16 protein-coding genes and 1 pseudogene are annotated in these 13,890 nt (G+C 70.0%); 10 read left to right on the top strand and 7 right to left on the bottom strand.

The genetic code is table 11. The features are described from left to right. Positions 1 to 20: 20 nt before the first annotated feature. Together ACFXI3_RS29590 and ACFXI3_RS29585 are read right to left on the bottom strand one after the other, a co-directional pair. Positions 21 to 956, bottom strand: coding sequence for a LysR substrate-binding domain-containing protein (locus ACFXI3_RS29590; RefSeq protein WP_378403873.1), 936 nt, complete (start codon positions 954 to 956; stop codon positions 21 to 23). Beyond that, on the bottom strand, positions 932 to 1,885 hold the full coding sequence (locus ACFXI3_RS29585; protein WP_378403871.1) for a LysR family transcriptional regulator: 954 nt from the start codon (positions 1,883 to 1,885) through the stop codon (positions 932 to 934). The genes ACFXI3_RS29590 and ACFXI3_RS29585 overlap by 25 nt, the downstream gene beginning before the upstream one ends. A 227-nt stretch (positions 1,886 to 2,112) precedes the next feature. Between ACFXI3_RS29585 and ACFXI3_RS29580 the strand changes: the two genes are divergently transcribed. The 6 genes and pseudogenes from ACFXI3_RS29580 (at position 2,113) to ACFXI3_RS29555 (ending at position 7,485) form a co-directional block, all read left to right on the top strand. Beyond that, a complete protein-coding gene (locus tag ACFXI3_RS29580) occupies positions 2,113 to 2,796 on the top strand; it encodes a tRNA-dependent cyclodipeptide synthase (RefSeq protein WP_378403869.1) in 684 nt (227 codons plus the stop codon). Further along, positions 2,793 to 3,929, top strand: a pseudogene (locus tag ACFXI3_RS29575) (purine-cytosine permease family protein); the annotation flags it as partial. The gene ACFXI3_RS29580 and the pseudogene ACFXI3_RS29575, both read left to right, overlap by 4 nt. 144 nt (positions 3,930 to 4,073) lie before the next feature. Next, entirely contained in the window at positions 4,074 to 4,475 is a 402-nt protein-coding gene (locus ACFXI3_RS29570) for a rhodanese-like domain-containing protein (protein WP_378403934.1), read from the top strand. Positions 4,476 to 4,485: 10 nt separating this feature from the next. Beyond that, positions 4,486 to 4,950: a thioredoxin family protein gene (locus ACFXI3_RS29565; protein WP_378403867.1), complete on the top strand. Its 465-nt coding sequence runs from the start codon at positions 4,486 to 4,488 to the stop codon at positions 4,948 to 4,950. 61 nt (positions 4,951 to 5,011) lie between these two features. Next, positions 5,012 to 6,175, top strand: coding sequence for a S8 family peptidase (locus tag ACFXI3_RS29560; protein WP_378403865.1), 1,164 nt, complete (start codon positions 5,012 to 5,014; stop codon positions 6,173 to 6,175). Between the two features lie 149 nt (positions 6,176 to 6,324). Next, positions 6,325 to 7,485 carry an MFS transporter gene (locus ACFXI3_RS29555; protein WP_378403863.1) on the top strand — a complete coding sequence of 387 codons (1,161 nt, stop codon included), beginning with the start codon at positions 6,325 to 6,327 and terminating at the stop codon, positions 7,483 to 7,485. A gap of 14 nt (positions 7,486 to 7,499) precedes the next feature. On the opposite strand, the gene ACFXI3_RS29550 is transcribed toward ACFXI3_RS29555, so the two are convergent. Next, positions 7,500 to 8,570, bottom strand: a complete 1,071-nt coding sequence (locus ACFXI3_RS29550) for a TetR/AcrR family transcriptional regulator (RefSeq protein WP_378403861.1) — start codon at positions 8,568 to 8,570, stop codon at positions 7,500 to 7,502. 97 nt (positions 8,571 to 8,667) lie between these two features. On the opposite strand from ACFXI3_RS29550, the gene ACFXI3_RS29545 reads away from it, so the two are divergent. The 3 genes from ACFXI3_RS29545 to ACFXI3_RS29535 all read left to right on the top strand — a co-directional run bounded on the left by ACFXI3_RS29545 (position 8,668) and on the right by ACFXI3_RS29535 (position 11,082). Then, entirely contained in the window at positions 8,668 to 9,804 is a 1,137-nt protein-coding gene (locus tag ACFXI3_RS29545; RefSeq protein ID WP_378403932.1) for a cytochrome P450, read from the top strand. Between the two features lie 87 nt (positions 9,805 to 9,891). Then, a complete protein-coding gene (locus ACFXI3_RS29540; protein ID WP_378403859.1) occupies positions 9,892 to 10,485 on the top strand; it encodes an HdeD family acid-resistance protein in 594 nt (197 codons plus the stop codon). Between the two features lie 45 nt (positions 10,486 to 10,530). Continuing rightward, complete coding sequence (locus tag ACFXI3_RS29535) at positions 10,531 to 11,082, top strand: DUF6069 family protein (protein ID WP_344279047.1); 552 nt, start codon at positions 10,531 to 10,533, stop codon at positions 11,080 to 11,082. Position 11,083: 1 nt separating this feature from the next. On the opposite strand, the gene ACFXI3_RS29530 is transcribed toward ACFXI3_RS29535, so the two are convergent. The 4 genes from ACFXI3_RS29530 to ACFXI3_RS29515 form a co-directional block, all read right to left on the bottom strand. Next, positions 11,084 to 11,839 (bottom strand): hypothetical protein, encoded by a 756-nt coding sequence (locus ACFXI3_RS29530; RefSeq protein ID WP_378403857.1) that lies wholly within the window; start codon positions 11,837 to 11,839, stop codon positions 11,084 to 11,086. Beyond that, positions 11,836 to 12,000, bottom strand: coding sequence for a hypothetical protein (locus ACFXI3_RS29525; RefSeq protein ID WP_378403855.1), 165 nt, complete (start codon positions 11,998 to 12,000; stop codon positions 11,836 to 11,838). Before ACFXI3_RS29525 ends, ACFXI3_RS29530 begins: the two co-directional genes overlap by 4 nt. A gap of 26 nt (positions 12,001 to 12,026) precedes the next feature. Continuing rightward, positions 12,027 to 12,383, bottom strand: coding sequence for a metalloregulator ArsR/SmtB family transcription factor (locus ACFXI3_RS29520; RefSeq protein WP_344279038.1), 357 nt, complete (start codon positions 12,381 to 12,383; stop codon positions 12,027 to 12,029). Between the two features lie 91 nt (positions 12,384 to 12,474). Beyond that, a complete protein-coding gene (locus tag ACFXI3_RS29515) occupies positions 12,475 to 13,329 on the bottom strand; it encodes an NAD(P)H-binding protein (RefSeq protein ID WP_378403853.1) in 855 nt (284 codons plus the stop codon). An 87-nt stretch (positions 13,330 to 13,416) separates the two neighbouring features. Here ACFXI3_RS29515 and ACFXI3_RS29510 point away from each other — a divergent pair, with 87 nt between their 5' ends. Then, positions 13,417 to 13,824: a winged helix-turn-helix transcriptional regulator gene (locus tag ACFXI3_RS29510; RefSeq protein WP_378403851.1), complete on the top strand. Its 408-nt coding sequence runs from the start codon at positions 13,417 to 13,419 to the stop codon at positions 13,822 to 13,824. Positions 13,825 to 13,890: the final 66 nt, after the last annotated feature.

Below are 13,890 nucleotides of genomic sequence, written 5' to 3'. Positions count from 1 at the left end.
CAGGGGTCCCCTCACGTCCGTCATGTGATGAGCGCGCGGAGGAGTTCCGCGTGCGCGCGGGTCAGTGCCGCTCGGACGCGGGGAACGCAGTCGGCGAGCGGTCCGTCGTCTGTCCAGGCGAGCACGAGAGTCGAATTCGTGGCCGCGCAATGCAATGGCCGGTAAGAGGTGTCCGGCATCGGTCTCGTCGGCGGAGCGGTCACGGTCAGGATTCCCGCCCCGTAACCGAAACACAGCACCGCCCATTCGCTGTCGGCGTAGCAGAGCCGCGGATCGGCACCGGCGTCGGCGAAGGCCGCTAGCAGTGCGCGCGTCCGGGGCTGCACTGACTGGTCGAGAAGAACGCAGCGCTGGCCGGACAGCGCGGCCGGGGTGAGCGAGTCCGGAACGCCGAGCGGATGTCCGGGAGGAATGCCGACCACCAGCGGTTCCGTGGCTACCGAGACCCATTCGAGGGGGCGTTCCCGCACGGCGTCCTGACGCAGCAGGCCGAGGTCCAGTTCGTCGCGAAGCAACGCCTCGGCCAGCTCCGCGGCGGATTCGCCGGCCCGGACCGCCAATCCGGCACCAGGATTGCGCAGGCCCACCTCACGGATCAGCCGCGGCAGCACGGGAGTCAGCACCGAACCGATCCGGATCTGCGCTGCGGGGCGTTCCAGGCCGGCGCGGGCGGCGGTCAGCATCCGGTCGAATTGCGGCACCACCGCCGTGGCGTGTTCGAGCAGGAGCTCGCCGGTTTCGGTGAACAGCTTCCCGTCCGGTTCCGCGGCCAGCAGCGCGGCGCCGACCATCCGTTCCAGCCGCCGGATCCGCAGCGCGAGTTTGGCCGGGGTAGTCCCGAGCGCGGTCGCGGCGGCGGCCACGCTGCCCGCCTCGGCGACCGCGACCAGCAGCTTCAGCTGCCGCAGCTCGACGTCCGCGCCGGTGCGGATCAGCTGGTCCGGGCGGTCAGCCACGGCAGTTCCCCCGGAATCGCGCGCGGGCCGTCGAAGCCGCCCTTTTCGTCGTGATAGGCGTCGAGGATCAATCCGGCCAGCAGGACCGCCCGCCCGGCGACCGGACTGTCCTCGCGGTACAGCAGGAAGTGCCTGGTCCGCGAGGACAGACCGGGGACCGGCCGGTGCACCACCCCCGGGGCGAGCGGGCGCGAAGCCTGGACGAGCGTGACGTCGCCCTGGTAGCGGACGATCTCGTCGCGCGGGCCGGAGACCGGCACGTAGTGGGCGATCACCGGGGCGAATCCGTACGGACCGCACACCCGGGCCAGGAACTCGCGGCAGCGGTCCGGCCCGGTCGAGGAGATCCACCGCTCGTGCTCCAGGTCGGCCAGGTCCACCTCGCGGCGGGCGGCGAGCGGATGCCAGTCCGGGAGCATCATCAGCAGCGGGTCCTCGGCGAGGTCGATCCGGCCGGTGTTCGGGGGAAGCGGCACCTCGCACTGTTCGGACAGCACGGCGACGTCGAGTTCGCCGCGGCCGAACCAGCCGAGCATCTCCGCGGTCGACTCGGCGGTCCGGATCTCCGCCCGGTCGCCGAGCCCGGTCGTCTCCAGCGCGCGGAGCAACGGGCCGGACAGCACCGTTTCCGACCAGCCGACCCGCAACGCGCTGTCGCGCTGGGCTCGCTGCTGCGCGAGAGCGGGCCCGATCCGGGCGGTGCGCGCGAGGATCCCGTCCGCGTAGTCGAGGATCAGCTGCCCGAACGGCGTGGGCCGCACCCCCGCGCGGGCGCGTTCGAACAGCGCCCGGCCGAGCAGTTCCTCGATCCTGCGCAGTTCGCGGCTGAGGGCGGGCTGCGGCAGCACCAGTTCGGTGGCCGCGCGGTTGAGGCTGCCCGCTTTGGCGATCGCCTGGAGGTGGCGCAAATGCTTGAGTTCCAACTCCACGAAAGTCCACGATATGACTCCCGCCGCGGCGAGTGCACCGGCGAAAGTGTGGCAATCGCCCGACCAAAGTAGGAAATCCTCTTTCCGAACTGCCGCCGTCGCCGTCCCGCGACGGCATAACCGGCAGGCATTACCCGCGCCGCCCGGATCCCGGCACAGTGAGCGCACCAGTCCCGCCCCGCCGGGAGAAAACGCGGAATCGAGACGAGAAAAGGTGGAGGTTTCCCATGTTCGACGCGACTCCGCTGTCTTCCGGCTGCGCCCGCCTGTATCCGGACGTCCGGCACGCCTGTGTCGGGGTGAGCCCGTTCAACGGCTATTTCACCGCGGAACGGCTGGCCCGGCTCGCCGCGTGGACCGCGGAGCACTTCGCCGAGTTCTGCTTTTTCGTCCCGGACGAGGTCACCGCCTACACGCTCGAAGCGCTCGGATACCCGCCGGCCAGGGCGAAACAGAAGGCGCACCGGCAGTCCTGCCACGTGCACAACAAGATCGCCGCCGCGTTGCGCGCGCTGGACGTGCCCGACCCGGAGAGCCGGATCCTCGGCATGGCCCGGCTGCGCGAACTCCCCGCCTATCGGCGGCTGCTGGCCTCGGCGGAAAACCGCTTCGAAACCGACGACGCATTCCGCTCCGCCTGCTACGGCGCTTCCACCTGGGTGCTGCAGGGCCGGACCGGAAACGTGCCGGACGAGCGGGCGCTGCGGCTCGCGGTGCGCTACTTCCTCGCCGAACTCCCGTTGTTCGCCGGTTCCGGGCTGATCACCGGAAATCCGCGGTCGATGTTCGTCTACCACCAGCGGGTGCCGTTTCTCGAGAAGTTCTTCGACCGGGAATTCGCGTTCCGGCCCGAGGCGGGGCAGGGTTTCCTGGTCGTCGCCGAAGCCGCACTGGAAGCAACGGGCCGATGAGCGAGCGCCACGACGACTATTCGCTGACCCGCGTCCCGGACGGCGCCCGCCGGTCCTGGCCGTCGGTCGCGGTGCAGCGGTTCGGGCAGGTGTCTTCGTTCCAGCAGTTCATCGTCGGCGCGCTGCTGGGCTACGGGATGACGTTCTGGAACGCGGTGCTGGCCATCACGATCGGTTCGGTGCTGCTGGAGGTCATCACCGTGCTGCTCGGCATCGCCGGGGTGCGCGAGGGACTGTCCACCTCGGTGCTGGCGCGCTGGGCCGGGTTCGGCCGGAAGGGCTCCGCGCTGGTCGGCCTGCTGGTCGCGATCAGCCTCGCGGGCTGGTTCGGCGTGCAGAACGGGGTGTTCGCGCACGGGATGCGCGCGCTCGGCGGCGCGCTGCCGGAATGGGGCTGGGCGCTGGTCGGCGGAGCGGCGATCACCGTGATCACCGTCTACGGCTTCCGCCTGATGGCCTGGACCGCCTACCTCACCGTGCCCGCTTTCCTTGTGCTGGCCGGGTATTCGGTGCTGGACGCGCTGCACACGCACTCGCTGTCGGCGTTGATCTCCGCTCCCCCGCCGGGGCCGCCGCTGTCGCTCGGCGCGGCGACCACGCTGGTGTCCGGGGCGTTCATCCTCGGCGCGCTGATGACCCCGGACATGACGCGGTTCAACCGCACCCGCGGCGACGTGGTCAAGCAGACCGTGCTCAGCGTGACGCTCGGCGAGTACCTCATCGGGCTGATCGGCGTGCTGCTCGCGCACGCCGCCGCGACCTCGGACGTCGTCGGCATCGTCACCACCTCCTCGGGGCTGCTCGGCACCCTGGTGCTGGCCACCGCGATCCTCAAGATCAACGACTGGAACCTGTACTCCTCCTCACTCGGCCTGGTCAACGTCGTGGACGTGCTGTTCGACCGGAAAGTCAGCCGCGTGCACGTGGTCCTGGTGCTCGGGGTGTTCGGCACCGCGGCGTCCGCGCTCGGGATCGCCGACAATTTCGCCGGGTTCCTGACCACGGTCGGCGTGCTCGCCCCGCCGGTCGCCGGGGTGCTCATCGCGGAGTACTTCGTGCTTCGCCGATGCCGTCCCGCTTTCGCCGCCCTGCGCCGCGGACAGGCGGTGGCCGGTCGCGACTGGGAACCGGCCGCGCTCATCAGCTGGACGCTCGGGACCGCTTTCGCGCTCGTCTTCGACTTCGGGATTCCCACGATCAACTCGGTGGTCGTGGCGTTCGTCTGTCACCTCGCGACGGGCCTGCTGGCCCGCCGCCGGAACCCGGGAGGAACCGGCATGCTTCCGCTGATCGGCCGCGAAGAGCTGAAAACCGCGATGGACGAGGGCACGGTGATCGTCGTCGACACCATGCCGCCCGATTACTACGCCCGCGAACACCTTCCCGGCGCCCGCAACATCCCCGGCTTCCCCTACGAGCAGGCCGCGCGGTTCACCGACGACCACGCGCCGCGGGTGGTCCCGGACAAGACCGCGGCGATCGTCGTCTACTGCGCCAACACCCCTTGCCGCAACAGCGAATTCGTCGGCGCCCGGCTGCTCGAACTCGGGTACGCCGACGTCCGCAAGTACCGCGAAGGAATCGAAGACTGGGTCGAAGCCGGCCATCCCACCGAAACCGGCCCCGCCCCCGAAGCCCCGGCGCGCCCGGCGCCGGTGCCGGTCAACCACCCCGAATAGAGGAGAGAACATGGGAACCAGAATCCGGATGTTCGCGGCCGTCACGGCGATCGCGGCGGGAGTCCTCGGCGGAGCCGCGGCGACTCCGGCTAGCGCCGCCCCGGCGTCCTACGTTTCGCTGGCCCCGCAGGACGAGACCGTCATCGACGTCACCTCGGCCAACTACGACCAGGTGATGGAGATGTCCAAGACCAAGCCGGTGGTGCTGGACTTCTACGCCAGCTGGTGCGGTCCCTGTCAGAAGATGGCTCCCTACCTCGAGAAATACCACGCCGCCGACAACGGAAAGTGGATCTGGGCGAAGGTGGACCTGAGCGAGCAGGGCCAGAACAAGGACATCGCCGACAAGTACGGCATCGAGTACATCCCGACGCTGATCGACGTCTCCAGCGGTCAGGAGAAGGGCAGCCGGGTGGTCGGATTCGACGAGGGCAGCGGCCCGGACGACCTGCGCACCTGGCTGAACGGTCTCTGACATCGCCGGCCGCCGCCGGGACTCCCCGAGGTCCCGGCGGCGGCCCCTCGAAGGGATAACCATGAAACGCACCCCGAAAGCCGTCGTGCTGGCGGCGCTTCTCTGTGTCGCGGCCGGCGCGGTGGCACCCGCCGCGGTCGCGGAAGACACCGCCGTGTACATCGTGCGGCTCAAGCCGATGGACAAAGACAAGGACAAGGTCACCGCCGCCGCGAACGCGCTGATCGCCAAGTACGGCGGCACGCTGCGCCGGGTCTACTACTCGGTCTCGCAGGCGTTTTCCCTTTCGCTGACCCGGGAACAGCACGACAAGTACCTGACCGACGCCGCGGTCACCACGGTCGGGGCCAACCAGGTCTACACCGCGGCCGGCACCCAAGACGACCCGCCTTCGTGGGGACAGGACCGGATCGACCAGGCGGACCTCCCGCTCGACGGCAGCTACACCTACCCGAATACCGCGGCCAATGTGCACGTTTATGTGCTCGACACCGGGGTGCGCACCAGCCACCACGACTTCGACGGCCGCGCGCACGCCGCGTACGACGCGGTCGATCCCGACAACGACCAGAGCGGCTCCGACTGCAACGGCCACGGCACCCAGGTCGCGGCCGCCATCGCGGGCCGCAACTACGGCGTCGCGAAAGAGGCTTCGGTCGAGTCGGTGCGCACTCTCGGCTGCGACGGCACGGGCACGTCCGAGGAGATTCTGTCCGCTTTGGACTGGGTGAACCTCAACGCGCAACGCCCGGCCCTGCTGAACCTCAGCTTCGCCGGTCCCAGCGGCACGGTCCTCGACATCCAGCTCTACAAGATGACCCAGAACGGTCTCGCTTACACGGTCGCCGCGGGCAACGGCTCCGGCGGCACCGGGGTGAATGCCTGCGACATCACGCCTGCCCGGCAGACCACCGGGATCACCGTGGGCGCCACCGATCAGGCCGACCACCGGGTGCCGTCGTCGAATTTCGGCAGCTGTGTGGATCTTTACGCGCCAGGAAAGGACATTCCGACGGCGGACAGCACCGACGACTGCGCGTCCAGCGTGGTTTCCGGGACGTCGATCGCGTCGGCGGAAGCAGCCGGGGTGGCCGCGATGTTCCTCTCCGCGCATCCGGACGCCACGCCGGATCAGGTGGTCAAGGGCATGACCGATGCGGCGACCAAGGACAAGGTCGTCGATCCTGGCGAGGGATCGCACAACCTGCTGCTGCACACCGCATAACCGGTCGCGGCCGGGCCACCCCGGGCCGGACGTTTTCGGCCCGGCCGCACCGCACTCCGCACCAGCACGACCAACGCGGTCGCCAAACCACCACGCGACGAACCACACAACCCGCGCGGCCGGGCCGCCACGACCCCGAGGACCCCGCCATGGACGTCACCGCACCGCCCGGCCGCACCGCGCTCCCCTTCCCCGCTCTGCTGGCGCTGGCCGCCTCAGTGTTCCTCGGCTGCCTGACCGAGATCGTCCCGGCCGGAATCCTGCTCCCGGCCGCGGCCGACCTCGGGGTGTCGCCAGCCGCCGCCGGACAGCTGGTGACGGTGTACGCGATCACCACCGCGCTCACCGCACTGCCGCTGACCGCGGCGTCGGCCCGGATGCCCCGCCGGAAACTCCTGCTCCTGCTGGTCGCCGGATTCGTGGCGACCAACCTGGCGATCGCGCTGTCCCCGTGGTTCGCGCTGGTGCTCGCGGCGCGGGTGGCTTCCGGGGCGCTCACCGGGATTCTGTGGTCCCTCGTGGCGAACTACGCCATGCGCCTCGTGCCCGCGGAGCGGTCCGGCCGCGCGCTCGCCGTCGCGATGGCGGGCACCCCGGTCGGTTTCGCGCTCGGCGTCCCGGCTGGCGCCGCCCTCGGCGAACTCGTCGGCTGGCGCTGGGTGTTCGCCGGAATGGCCCTCGTCGCGGCGCCACTGCTGTGGTGGATCGTGGCGGTGGTTCCGCCGCTGCCCGGCGAAGAACCAGGTGCCCGGACGAGTCTTCGTGCGGTGCTGCGCACGCCGGGCCTCCGCCCGCTGCTGCTTCTGGTGATCGCTTTTTCCTTGGCGCACAACATGTTCTATACCTATCTCGGGCCGTTCTACGCCGGTCGCGGGCATCTCGCGCTGTTGAGCGCCGGGCTGCTGCTGTTCGGCGCCGCCACGGTGGCCGGGCTGTGGCTGGTCGGACTCGCCCTCGACCGCTATCCCCGCGCCGTGCTCACGTGCTGCGCCGCCGTTACCGCGGCCTGTTTAGGGATACTGGTCCTCGGCGGCCGCGACCCGGTGCTGCTGCTGGCCGCGTGTGCGTTGTGGGGCTTGGCTTTCGGCGGCGCGCCGACGTCGTTCCAAGCAGTCACCGCGGTCCTGGCCGGACGCCGTGCCGACATCGCTCAGTCGCTGACCATCGCCAGTTGGAACGGCGCCGTCGCCGGCGGTGCGCTGATCGGCGGCGTCCTGCTCGGCACCGCGCCCGGCGCACTGCCTTGGACAGCCATCGCACTGATGATCGTGCCGGTTTGCCTTTCCCGTTTTGTTCTCCAGCAACGGTGAACGCCGGTCAGCTTTCAGCGCCCTTCCCTGGATTCGGCGGGCACCGGGCTGGTCGCGGCGGCCTGGCAGGCACCAAAGCCCTCGGCCCGCAGCAGAATATGTCCATTGTGGACACGGATCGCGGTCTCGGTCGCGTCGCTGACCGCCGAAACCCCTGCGGCGGAAGCCACCGCGCCGGTCTCGTCCACGATCACGCGCACGTTCGGCCACGCCGATTCCGGACACGAGCGCTTCAGCAATCCGCGCAGATCCGCCAGCACTAAATTGGTCAACGGCACCAGCTCCCCCGGCTGACCCGTCACCACCACGAGCGTGACCTCGCCGGCCGCGCGCAGGGCTTCCTCCACTGCGGACAGCCGATGCAGCCCGATCACCGCGACCACGCCGTCGCCGTCGATGCGGACCGGCCGCTCTCGCAGGGCGTCGAAAACCTCTGGCGGAGACCAGATTTCCCCGTCCGCCCGCGCTTGCGGCACGATCGGCGGCTCCGGCCAGGCATCGCTCAGTTCCAGCGCGGGCAACGCTTCACAGGCGCGCACGACGTTGAACGGCTCGCCGAACCCGGGTGCCGCGGCCGCGAGCTGACTCGCGCCGTGCAGCATCGTCAGCGCCGCTTCCGCCACCCGCACCAGCCGTCCGGACGACGGAGAAAGCCGTTCCAACGCCATGCCGAGCACAATCGCGTCGAACCGCAGCAACTGCGCGTACGGCCGGTGGGTGAGTTCGTCGGCGAGGATTTCCGGCAGCAGGTCGACGCCGAGACGCGCGTCCGCATCGGTGGCCAGCGGCAGCCGGGCGACCCACGCGCGGGCGAACGCACCGAGCGCTTCGGCGGGCGTGAGGCCCGGGTCCGGATCGGGCGCCTCGGCGGCGAACCGCTCCGCCTCGGCCGCGAGCACAGCGAAGTAGAGCGCGCGTTTGCCGGGGAAGTTGGAGTAGACCGCGCCGCGGGTCAACTCGGCGCGCTCGGCGATCACGTCGATCTTGGCGTCGCGGAACCCGCGCTCGGTGAACTCGTCGCGAGCGGCGGCCAGCACCTTCGCCCGGTTGCGCTCCTGCGCCTGCGCCCTGGTCAGCCGCGCCATCGTGAGTCCTCCCGGTCCGCTTCCTTGCCAAGATACCGTCACCATTCATATGATGAGATCATCTGAATTGCCCATCTGGAGGTTGCTTGTGTCTGCCTTGGCCCCCGTTCCCGAACTCGACCTGACCGATCCGGCCGTCACGAGCGACCCGTTCACGACCTACGGCGCCGCCCGTGAGCAGGGCCCGCTCGCCAAGCTGACCGGCCCCGGCATGCCGCCGATGTGGGTCCTGACGCGCCATGCCGAAGCCCGCGCGATGCTGACTGACCAGCGGTTCGCCTTGAGCGAGGCCAGCTACCAGCGGCCGGAGGTGCCCGAACACTGCCGTCCTTACCTGCGAACCATGCAGGAAATGGAAGGAGCCGAGCACGCCCGCCTGCGCCGTCTCGCCACGCCCGCCTTCGCCGCCCGCCGCGCGCTGGATTTCCGGCCGGAGATCGAGAAAATCGTCGCCCGGTACCTGGACGCACTGCCCGCGGAAGGCCCAGTCGACCTGTTGGCCGAGTTCGCCCAGCCGCTGCCGATGGAGGTCATCTGCGCGCTCGTCGGCGTGCCGGAACCCGAACGGCCGCGCTGGCACGAGTACGGCGCGGCGGTCGTCCAGGTGTCCGGCGACGAGTTCGCCACCGCCGTGCCCGGGATCATCGACAGCTCGCGGACGCTGGTCGCGCATCCGGACAGCGCGATGCTGGCGCATCTGACGAATGCGGGCCTGACGGAAACGGAAGCCGTCGCGCTCGTCTGGCAGCTCGTTCTGGCCGGGCAGACGCCGGCGAATTTCATCGCCAATTCCGTGGAAACCCTGCTGGCGCACCGGGATCAGCTCGAACTGCTGCGCACGGAACCGGAACTGTGGCCGGGCGCGGTCGAGGAATTGATGCGCTGGTGCGGTTCGCAGCTGCTGACGATTCCCCGGCGGGCCACCGAGGATCTGGAATTGCACGGCGTGCGGATCCGCGAGGGCGAGCCGGTGACCGCGTCGATCGCGGCGGCGAACCGGGACCCGCGCGTCTTCGCCGATCCGGACCGCTTCGACGTCCGCCGCTCGGCCGGCGCGCATCTCGGTTTCGCGCACGGGCCGCATTTCTGCCTCGGCGCGTCGTTCGCGCGGGTGCAGGCGGAGGTGGCGCTGACCGCGTTGCTGGACCGGTTCGCCGGATTGCGTGTCCTCGAGGCGAAGCGGGTACCCGACCCCGGAACGTGGCGGCTGGCCGGATTGACGGTGGATTGGTAACGCCCTCGATCGGGTGAGGTCCCGGCGACGGCGCGCCGGTCCGGCTACCGTTTCGCCAGGTCAGCACGACACCCCGGGAGGCAATCCATGTCCACGCCCATTCCGCCCGTCCTCGGCTTCGCGGTGCTCGACCCGCGCCGCGCGTGGCCGCTCGTGCTCACGCGCGGGATCCTGGGCATCCTGTTCGGCGTGCTGGCGCTGGTGTGGCCGGGGATCACCGTGCTGGCGCTGGCTTTCCTCTTCGGGATCTACGTGCTGATCGACGCTGTCGGCGCGATCATGCAGGCGTTCCGGCCGGGCGACGGCGGGCACCGGATCGCGTACGCGCTGCTCGGCGTGCTGGGCCTGGTCGCCGGGATCATGACGCTCGTGTGGCCCGGGGTGACCGTGCTGGTGCTGGCGACGCTCGTCGGGGCGTGGGCGGTGGTCACCGGGATCATGGAAATCGTCGCCGCGATCCGGCTGCGCAAGCAGATCACCGGCGAGGCGTTTCTCATCGTGGCGGGCGCGCTTTCGGTGATCGCCGGGGTGCTCGTGCTGTTCCACCCGATCGCCGGAGCGTTCGGCGTCGCGCTGCTGATCGGGATTTACGCGGTCATTTACGGGGTAACCCTCGCGGTCCTGTCGTTCCGGCTGCGCAAGCTGGCGAAATCCGCCGACCCGGCGGAACAGCCTCAGTAGCGCGACAATCGACAGCGACCGCTTTTGCGAGGGAAGGACCGCCCGATGGTTCAGCAGTACCCCGGCAGTTACGGGGAGGACACCCGGCCAGGCATCGACGCGGCGAGGCTGTGGGCGGGCGGTGTGGCCACCGCGGTAGTCGCGGCGCTCGTGGCGGTGGTGGGCCTGCTGATCGCGCGAGGGATCTTCGACGTGCCCGTCCTAGCTCCTAAAGGCGACGGCCTGTGGGGCAAGGCGAGCACGCCGACGTACGCGATCTCCGCCGCCGCTGTCGCGCTGCTGGCGACGGGGCTGATGCACCTGCTGAGCGTGGCGACGCCCGCGCCGGGGCAGTTCTTCGGGTGGATCATGGTGCTGGTCACGGCCATCGCGGTGGTCCTGCCGCTCACGCTGACGGTGGGCATGGAGGCGAAGATCGCCACCGCGGCGATCAACCTGGTGATCGGGCTGGTGATCGCCTCGCTGGTGAGCAGCATGGCGGCCAGTGCGCGGACGTTGCATCGGCGGAAGCGCAGCAGCCGGGCGGAGCAGCAGCCGCCGCCTCCCCCGCCGACGCGGCAGTGGCCGGAGGGGCCGACTACGTATTACGACCGCTGACCTAACGCCTCCGAGCCGTTTCAGCTATCGCGTCCAGCACCCGGACGGCCACATCCGGATCCGATAACTCCGGCAACGGCCGATCCACCGGCGCGAGCGTCGTCAACGCGTGCGCGCACGCCCGGTGCACGTCCAACTGGTCCATCGGGTCAGACCCGGCCAGCCCCCGCCGCAGGGCCGCGAACAGGCCCGGCAGCGGCAGCAGCCTCGCGCTCCGATCCGGCGGCACCAGCGCGGAACCCCCGAACTCCCCCACCGCATCGACCACCACCGTCGCGTTTCGGGCGACTTCCGGCAGCGGGAAGCCGGCCGCGTCGTCGCGTCGCCAGGCCACCACCTCGCCCACCCCGGACGCCGCCAGCAGCGGTACCAGCAACGGCATCGTGTCCGACCCGGCTACCACCACTTTCGCGTCGAACGGCGCGACGTGCAGCCGTCGCGTCCGGATCAGCACCGCCGCGGTCAGCACGATCCCGGCCGTTTCTTCCTCGGTGATCACCGGTACAATCGCGGCGAGTTCTCGTTGCGCCGCACGGGCTTTCGCCGGTTCAGCCCCGGTCAGGTACACCGCCGCGACCTCGCCCGGCAGCGACCGCAGGGCGGCCGCCAGCTCCGCCGCGTCGCGCGACCGCACCGTGAACGCCGACGTCGGCACGCCGGTGTGCTCGCGGATCGCCCGCGCGTCCTCCCGCAGCCGCGACACTCCGGCCGACTCGCCGTCGCCGACTATCGCCAGCTCGGAGTGCGCCCAGCTCATCGGCCTGACTCGCCGAGGTCGACGTCGTTCTGCCGCGCGATTTCCCGCAGTTCGGCCAATCGCTCGCGGTGGCCTTCCGCCTCGTCCTCGCCGGCATGCTCCAGCGCCTGCTGCGCCGCCGCGATGCCCCGCTTCAGTTCCCGCACGAATTCGCTCGTCACATCGCCTCCGGTCGGATATCGCAGTCTCAGCTCTCCGGGGAACGCGGCCCGCCCGCGTGCGCGGCGCGCAGGTCGTCGAGCAGTTCGACCTGGCCAGACAGCACGCCGGTCAAGATCTCGCGCGCGACCGCCAGCAGCTCCGCGACCTGCGGGCTGATCAGCGAGTAGTAGACGCTCGACCCTTCCTTGCGCGTCGTGACCAGCCCCATCCGCCGCAGCACCGCGAGCTGCTGCGACAGGTTCGCCGGCTCGATCCCGACCTCCGGCAGCATCTCCGCGACGGCGTGCTCGCGCTGCGCCAGCAGCTCCAGCACCCGGATCCGCGCCGGATGGCCGAGCGTCTTGAAGAACTCGGCTTTCAGCTGGTACAGCGGTCTGCTCACGATGCCGCCTCCGGGTCTCGCCCTCCGCGCCTGACTGGTTCAGCAATTGCAAATATTAGCAATTGCTGAACCAGCTAGGCGACAGGCCTCCTCAACGCTCCGCAGGCCCGAACTCGCCCGCGTGATCGGCCACCCACTGAGCGAACGTCCGCGCCGGAACCCCGGTGACCTCCTCCACCGTCGTCGTCGGCCGGTCAGGTGCGCGGTCGGCCAAGCGGGCGAAGGCGTCGAGCATGGCGTCCGCGTACTCCGCCGGGATCCGCTCGAGGAGGAGTTCGCGCGCGACCTCCCGGGACACCTCTTCCCAGCGGGTCTCCCGGCCGATCACCTCCCCGATCACCCGGACCTGCTCGACCTGCGTCAGCGCGGCCGCGCCGGTGAGGTCGTACTTCGCGCCGACGTGCCCGTCAGAAGTCAGCGCGGCCACCGCGACCGCCGCCATGTCGGCCTCGTGGATGAGCGTCGAAGACACCGAGCCGTATGCCCCGCGCACGACGCCGTCCTCGCGAATCTGCGCCGCCCAGCCGAGCGTGTTGGTCGCGAAGCCGTGGGGTTGAAGGAACGTCCACTCCAGACTCGTACGCTCGATCGCCTTCTCCACCGCGCGATGGACCCGGCTGATCGCGTCGTCCGAGTCAGTGCGCGCGGCGGCCGACGACAACAGCACCAACCGACGAGCACTCTCGGCGATCGTGTCCGCGATTCCCTGAGCCGGCTCGCCGGAAATCAAGGGCCACATCAAAAATACCGAGTCCACGCCCCGCAACGCGGTGCGCAGACTGTCCACATCAGACAGATCACCGGGCACGACCTCAACGCCGCTGGGCAGCTCGGCCTGTTCGGGCCGCCGAGCCAGCGCGCGTACCGGAAGGCCGCGTTCGGTCAACTGGACAACCACCTGACGGCCGACGTTGCCGGTCGCGCCGATCACCAGAATCTTGGTCACGGGAGTACCTCCTTGTGTCGCAGTGAGGCTCACCGTAGGTTTTGGGCTATCCTTTTGTAAGTACGAACCGCGAGGTAAGCTCCCGACATGGGAGTAGGCACCGAGGCAGGACGCCGCGCCGCCGCGGACCCGGGTGACGCATTCGACAGCGACTGCCCCGGCCGCGGGGTGCTCAACCACGTGTGCAGCCGCTGGGGCACGCTGATCCTGCTCTCGCTGCGCGAACGACCGGCGCGCTTCTACGAACTGCGCGACACGATCGGCGGAATCAGCGAGAAGATGCTCTCGCAGAACCTGCGCACCCTGACCCGTGATGGCTTGATCCACCGCGAGGTGGAGCCCGCGACGCCGCCCAAGGTGACGTACTCGCTCACCGAGCTTGGGCAGGAGTTGGCGACGCCGTTGCAGGGGCTGTTGGATTGGGTCGGTGCGCGGACGATGGATGTGGTGCGGGCGCAGCGGCGGCATGATCGGCAGCACAAGCCTGCGTCCTGAGCGTTAAGCGCGATTGATCCGGGCAAACGCATCCTGACAGTTCTTGCCAAATCTCGGCCGGCATGG

It is taken from the genome of Amycolatopsis sp. NPDC059235 (genome assembly GCF_042754125.1).
In the GTDB taxonomy this organism is placed as follows: domain Bacteria; phylum Actinomycetota; class Actinomycetes; order Mycobacteriales; family Pseudonocardiaceae; genus Amycolatopsis; species Amycolatopsis albidoflava.
This window is presented reverse-complemented; position numbering and strand designations above follow the sequence as displayed.

Bases quoted from the DNA above. Each gene is read 5' to 3' on its own strand.
- ACFXI3_RS29565 (WP_378403867.1), top strand. From the start codon at position 4,486: ATGGGAACCAGAATCCGGATGTTCGCGGCCGTCACGGCGATCGCGGCG.
- ACFXI3_RS29570 (WP_378403934.1), top strand. From the start codon at position 4,074: ATGCTTCCGCTGATCGGCCGCGAAGAGCTGAAAACCGCGATGGACGAG.
- ACFXI3_RS29550 (WP_378403861.1), bottom strand. From the start codon at position 8,570: ATGGCGCGGCTGACCAGGGCGCAGGCGCAGGAGCGCAACCGGGCGAAG.
- ACFXI3_RS29560 (WP_378403865.1), top strand. From the start codon at position 5,012: ATGAAACGCACCCCGAAAGCCGTCGTGCTGGCGGCGCTTCTCTGTGTC.
- ACFXI3_RS29510 (WP_378403851.1), top strand. From the start codon at position 13,417: ATGGGAGTAGGCACCGAGGCAGGACGCCGCGCCGCCGCGGACCCGGGT.
- ACFXI3_RS29540 (WP_378403859.1), top strand. From the start codon at position 9,892: ATGTCCACGCCCATTCCGCCCGTCCTCGGCTTCGCGGTGCTCGACCCG.
- ACFXI3_RS29555 (WP_378403863.1), top strand. From the start codon at position 6,325: ATGGACGTCACCGCACCGCCCGGCCGCACCGCGCTCCCCTTCCCCGCT.
- ACFXI3_RS29535 (WP_344279047.1), top strand. From the start codon at position 10,531: ATGGTTCAGCAGTACCCCGGCAGTTACGGGGAGGACACCCGGCCAGGC.
- ACFXI3_RS29530 (WP_378403857.1), bottom strand. From the start codon at position 11,839: ATGAGCTGGGCGCACTCCGAGCTGGCGATAGTCGGCGACGGCGAGTCG.
- ACFXI3_RS29580 (WP_378403869.1), top strand. From the start codon at position 2,113: ATGTTCGACGCGACTCCGCTGTCTTCCGGCTGCGCCCGCCTGTATCCG.